General features: G+C 73.3%; 6 protein-coding genes and 1 tRNA gene. 5 read left to right on the top strand and 2 right to left on the bottom strand.

Going from position 1 to position 5,559, the window contains the following annotated elements:
- The 4 genes from GTW08_RS05990 to GTW08_RS06005 form a co-directional block, all read left to right on the top strand.
- Positions 1-388: helix-turn-helix transcriptional regulator (locus GTW08_RS05990; protein WP_161151543.1), on the top strand; the 388-nt coding region annotated here is incomplete at its 5' end.
- 73 nt (positions 389-461) lie between these two features.
- Complete coding sequence (locus GTW08_RS05995; RefSeq protein WP_073575208.1) at positions 462-1,235, top strand: DUF5995 family protein; 774 nt, start codon at positions 462-464, stop codon at positions 1,233-1,235.
- 44 nt (positions 1,236-1,279) lie between these two features.
- Positions 1,280-1,987 (top strand): LuxR C-terminal-related transcriptional regulator, encoded by a 708-nt coding sequence (locus GTW08_RS06000; RefSeq protein WP_304580093.1) that lies wholly within the window; start codon positions 1,280-1,282, stop codon positions 1,985-1,987.
- Between the two features lie 26 nt (positions 1,988-2,013).
- A tRNA-Pro gene (locus tag GTW08_RS06005) sits at positions 2,014-2,087 on the top strand.
- Positions 2,088-2,836: 749 nt separating this feature from the next.
- On the opposite strand, the gene GTW08_RS06015 is transcribed toward GTW08_RS06005, so the two are convergent.
- Both GTW08_RS06015 and GTW08_RS06020 read right to left on the bottom strand, forming a co-directional pair.
- On the bottom strand, positions 2,837-4,135 hold the full coding sequence (locus GTW08_RS06015) for an MFS transporter (protein WP_073575193.1): 1,299 nt from the start codon (positions 4,133-4,135) through the stop codon (positions 2,837-2,839).
- A gap of 9 nt (positions 4,136-4,144) precedes the next feature.
- A complete protein-coding gene (locus GTW08_RS06020; RefSeq protein WP_073575192.1) occupies positions 4,145-4,846 on the bottom strand; it encodes a GntR family transcriptional regulator in 702 nt (233 codons plus the stop codon).
- Between the two features lie 239 nt (positions 4,847-5,085).
- Between GTW08_RS06020 and GTW08_RS06025 the strand changes: the two genes are divergently transcribed.
- Positions 5,086-5,559, top strand: a 474-nt coding sequence (locus GTW08_RS06025) for an MmgE/PrpD family protein (RefSeq protein ID WP_346009858.1), incomplete at its 3' end; no start/stop codon positions are given.

Below are 5,559 nucleotides of genomic sequence, written 5' to 3' on the forward strand. Positions count from 1 at the left end.
GCTGCTGGCGGGCCGCCGCACCGAGGAGGGCACCGCGGACCTGCGCCGCGCCGCCCGGCTCGCCGCGGGCCTGCGGGCCGGTCCGCTGCTCACCGAGATCGCCGAGGTCGCCCACCGGGCCCGGATCGAGGTGCCCGAGCTCGCCGCGGTCGCGACGGACGGTCGTGCCCCGGTCGCCGTGGACGGTCCGCTGGCCCGGCTCACCGACCGGGAGCGCGAGGTGCTGGAGGTCCTCGCCGACGGCGCCACCAACAAGCAGATCGCGGCCCGGCTGTTCATCACCCCGAAGACGGTCGGCGCCCACCTCGCCTCGGTCTTCGCCAAGCTCGACGTCACCAACCGCACCAGCGCCGCGGCCGTCCTCCGCGAGCACCGCACCGACATCTAGGTCATTCGCCCTATACCGTCGCCGGGCACGCTCGACCAGGCTGATCACCGGATCGAGCGACACGGAGGCGACGATGACGGCCACCATCGAGACGCCCTCCGGGGAGGGGACGGCCCCGGCGGGCCGGGCGCGCGTCGCGGCGCTGCTCGCGACGCCACCGGAGACGATCGACGGCGTCGTCGCGCACCTGGAGCACCTCCAGGAGATCCTCGAGTGCGAGTACGGACCCGGCGACGGCGTCGCCTCGTTCAACCGGCTCTACCTGCGCATCACCCGCGGCATCCGGGACCAGCTCGACGACGACCTGTTCGCCGACCGGGACTTCCTGGTCCGGCTCGACGTCGAGTTCGCCCGCCGCTACTTCCGGGCCCTGTACGCCGAGGCGACCGGGGGGACCCCGCCGCGGTCCTGGGGGGTGCTGCTGGAACGCCGCCACCACGACCGGATCTCCCCGGCGGAGTACGCGGTGGTCGGGGTGAACGCGCACGTCAACTTCGATCTGGCGCCCGCGGTCGTGCGTACCTGCACGGTCCTCGGGCGCGGTACCCCCGGCCCGGCCGAGCGGGCCGACTACCGGGCCGTGAACGACGTGTTCTCGCTGCACATGGTCCGCCTGCTCGACGGCTTCGACCGGAAGGACCCCGGCGAGACCTCGCTGTCCGAGCAGCTGCTCGGCTGCGTCGCCGACGTTCCGGTGGTGCTGGCCCGTGACGTCGCCTGGCGGCAGGCCCTCGAGCTGTGGGAGCTCCGCTCCCGGCCGATGGAGTACGAGAACGAGGTCGCGGCGCTCGACCGCCGGACCGCGCTCCTGGGGCGTGGCCTGCTCACGCTGGGAGCCCTGACGTGACACCCGCCCGAGTGGGGGGCGGGCGGGTGTCACACCCTCGGACGGTGGCGGTCGCACCGCTCGGGACGGTGCTGATCATCGACGACCACGAGCTCGTCGGGTCGGCGCTGGCGCTGGCCCTGCGCGCGGAGGGCGAACCGGCCTCGTTCCGTCCCGCGCACTCGCACGTCGACGTGCACCGCGCCGTCGCCGGGGTCGAGCCCGGACTGCTGGTCCTCGATCTGGACCTCGGACGCGACGCCGAGGGCCGCCGGATCGACACCATCCCGCTCATCCCGGGGCTGCGCGCCCAGGGGTGGCGGGTTCTCGTGCTCTCGGGCAGCTCCAGCCCCACCCGGATCGGCGCGGCCCTGCACCAGGGCGGCTTCACCTGGGTGTCGAAGACGGCCTCGATGCCCGCACTGGTCGTCGCGATCCGGGAGGCCCGCGTCGGGCGGTCGCTGCTGCACGCCGCCCATCGCGACGAGCTCGTGCAGCGCTACGTCGAGTGGGACCGCCGTCAGCGCGCCGTCCGCGGACGCATCGCGACCCTGACCCGCCGCGAGCGGGAGGTCCTCGAACTGCTCGCCGGCGGGGTGCGGGTGCACGCCATCGCCGAGCACTTCGTCGTGTCGCTCCCGACGGTCCGCACGCAGGTCAGGGCGGTGCTCGCGAAGCTCGACGTCGGGTCGCAGCTCGAGGCCGTCGCGCTCGTACGCAGCGTCGACGCCACGGACGACACCCCCGGTGGGATGCTGCCGTGGGTACGGTAAGGTTCACGTGCCCCGCGAGGGGTGGCCGGGACGTGGCGCAGCTTGGTAGCGCACTTGACTGGGGGTCAAGGGGTCGCAGGTTCAAATCCTGTCGTCCCGACAGGCCGAACAGCAGCCCGTTGATCTGGAAAACTCCAGGTCGGCGGGCTGTTTCGCTGTCCGGGTATCGATCACCGTGCTGGTCATCCCGCAGCCTCGTGAGGACCATGTGGGGACCGTGGGGCCCGCAGGGAGGCGATCAGCGAGTCCCCGGCGGCCGACCCCGCGGCCTGATCCGGGTGCAGGTGGCGCTGCGTCGTGGTCAACGACCCGTGCCCGGCGATCTTGGCGTGACGTGCACCGGACGCCGGCGTCGGCCATCCACGTCAGGCCGGTGTGGCGGAGTCCGTGGCGGCGCAGGTGCTCGAACCCGAGTGACGCGACGACCTCATCCCAGTGGGTGGTGTCCCGGAACACCGTGGTGGTGATCCGTCCGCCGCGGGGTCCGGTGAACAGCCGGGCGTCGGGCCGGCCCCCGACGACGTCGATCCGGTGCTGGACCAGACCACGCACCTCGGCGATCAGCGGGATGAACCGCGCCCGCTTGCTTCTGGTGCCCTTGTCGACGAGGCCGCCGGGGAGGGGGTGGCCCTCTGCCGGGTCAGGAGCCGGAGCATTGACAGGAGTGCGCCTGTGGTCCGGTTCGGCCGACTCGCGACAGTGGAGGCGTGGCTGCCGACCTGGTCAGGGCCGTCCTCGCGACGTCGACGACGAAAGCCCGGGGAGCAACGCAGCAGACCATGACCAACACGGCACCCGGACATGTCGCGCCAGCACGACGCTCGGGTCCTCGGCGAGGAGTCTGCGTGGTCATCGGCCGGCAGGCCTTCGCCGGGTACGCCGAGAAGTGACGTCCGTGGGGTGGACTCCGTGGCGGCTGGGCGCCACCCGCCCGGGTTCCGCGGGCGGTTCGCGCGTGCTGACCAGTGTGCACAGCGCTGACGAGAGCAGTAGTAGCCCGCCCGCGTGGAAGATCGCGCCTGCGCCTGTGATGCCGGCCAGCCCGCCCGCGGCGAGCGGCACGACGACCTGTCCGATGCGGTTGCCCGCCAGTCGTACGGACAGCGCCGCCGCGCGGTTGTGCGGGTCAGCGACGGTCGTCACCCAGGACATGGTGAGCGGCTGGCCCAGCCCCCAGAAGAAGCCGACGACGAGCATCATCACGGTCAGCAGCACGATGTCGGTCGTGAGCGGCACGAGCGCCATCGGCGCCCCCGAGGCGAGGGTGGCCGATACCAGCAGCACCCGACGCGGGACGGCCCGCAGCAGCAGCGGCATCGCGGCCCGGGACACGACCGAGGCGACGCTGCGCGCGGTGAGAAGCATCGTCACGGCGCCGACGCCCAGGCCCATCGACTGTCCCAGCAGCGGCAGGTAGGCCATGAGCAGGTCCATGCCGGTCAGGACCGTCAGGCTCGAGTAGACGGCCGGCTTCATCCCCCGAGTGCCGAGGATCGCCAGGGTGCTCTGCCGGACGGCCGAGGCGTCGGCGCGGCTGACCCGGATGCGCTCCGCCGGTACGAACCAGAACGCCAGTGGCACGGCGAGCGCGGCGAGCCCGGCCATCACGAGCAGCGCCGGGGTGGTGGCGACCTGCTCGCCCGTCGTCGCTCCGGCGTTGGTGAGGGTCGCGACCGACCCGGCGACGGGGAACCCGACCAGCTGCCCGGCCGAGACCCCGAGCGTCAGCTGCCCGAACCGGTCGTCGACCTTCTCCGGAGGAGACCACAGCGGGATCAGGCTCTGGCACGCCACCGTGTGCAGGATCTGGCCCAGCCCGAGCACCGCGCTGGCGCCGATCAGGAACCCGGCCGACGGGCTCGCCGCCGCGACGAGCACCGCGGCGACGGTCAGGATCAGCCCGAGCCGGACGACGAGCACCCCGCCCCCGCGGTCGACCGCCCGCCCGATGTGCAGCGCGACGACGAGGGGGAGGAGCGCGAACGCGCCGGTGACGAGACCGACGGTGACCGCGTCACCGCCGAGTGCGAGTGCCCGGTAGGAGATCAGCGTGCGGACGCCGGCGAGCACGGCGTGCGAGAGCAACGTGGCGAGGACGAGGCACGGGAACCACGGTGCGCGCAGCGAGCGGGGCCGGAGACGCTCCACCGGGCGTGGTCAGGAGGCCGCGGAACCGGGGGCGTCCCCGCCCACCCGGCCGGTGGCGCGCAGCTCCTCGCTGGTCTGGCGCAGTTCCCACGCGTGCATGACGTGGGCGTGCATCGCGGCCCGGGCAGCGGGACCGTCCCGGCGGCCGAGCGCCTCCAGGATCGCGTCGTGGTCCTGGTCGAGCGCCCGGCTGAACTCGCCGACGCCCCATAGCGTGACCGAGGGCTTGAACCGGGCCCAGAGCAGCGCGATGCCCTCGACCATCACCGAGGAGGCCGTCTCGTAGATCGCGAAGTGGAGGTCCTTGTTGAGCAGCGACAGGGTCGCCGGTTCGGCGCCGTCGGCGGTGGCCCTGACCAGCCGTTCGTTCGCTGCGACGATCGCCGCGTAGCCCTCATCGGTCATGCGCTCGACCGCGACCTCGCAGGCCAGGCCCTCCAGCTCGGCGCGCATGCGGTAGAGGTCCTGGGCCATCTCCGGGGTGAAGTCCCGCACGGTGGCGCCGCGGTGGCTGGTGTACTCGATCGTCCCGTCGGCGGCGAGGATCCGCAGCGCCTCACGGACGGGGGTGGGGCTGACGCCGTAGCGCTTCGCGATCGCGGTCTGGCGCAGCTGGTCACCGGGGTTGATGACGCCGTGCTGGAGATCGGCCTTGAGCCGGTCGAGCACGTAGGCCGTGCGCGACTTCGGCGGCGCGTCCATCTCGCTCATCGGCTGCGGCGCTCCTGGTGTGGGTCGGCAGGCCTCGGCCCGGTTCGGCACGGTTCGGCCCCGCAGGACGGACCGCGGGCGGGCTGAACCTAGCACGGCGATACTTTCGATGGTCGGTTGATTAGATTTTATAGAATCTATTGACCCGTGTTCCTTCGTCGTGTTTGCCTCGTGGCCGCCGGTCGGGTGACCCCGATCACCGGCAGACCGGCCCGCCGACCAGCGCAGGAGGCAGCAGGGTGACCCGCACCGTGGTGAGCACGCCCGTCCCGACGTCGACACCGGGCCGGTGGGCCGGACTGACGCCGGAGCACCGCGACCAGCTCCTGCACCTCCTCGTGGACGCGCTCGGTCTCGCCGCCGCCGGGGCCGCGAACGACGATGCCCGGCGGGTGCTCGACGGCCTCGCCGCCGTCTCTCCGGGCGCCGTCGCGGTGCCGTGGACGGAGCTGCGCCTCGCCGCGCCGCAGGCGGCGACCGCGCTGTCCACGCTGATCCACGCCTGGGACTTCGACGACACCCACGACGAGGCCGTCGTGCACACCGCCGCCGTCGTCGTCCCGGCGGCGCTCGCCGCGCTGGCGACCGCCCCGGCACCGGGGGAGCGGGTCCTGGACGGGCTCGCCACCGGCGTCCAGCTGCTGTCCCGGCTGGCCCGGCTCACCGGGCCCCGGCACGGGGTCATCCGGACGGCCGGCCTCGGGGCACTCGCC

The sequence above is a fragment of the Pseudonocardia sp. SID8383 genome, assembly GCF_009864975.1.
GTDB classification, from domain to species: domain Bacteria; phylum Actinomycetota; class Actinomycetes; order Mycobacteriales; family Pseudonocardiaceae; genus Pseudonocardia; species Pseudonocardia alni.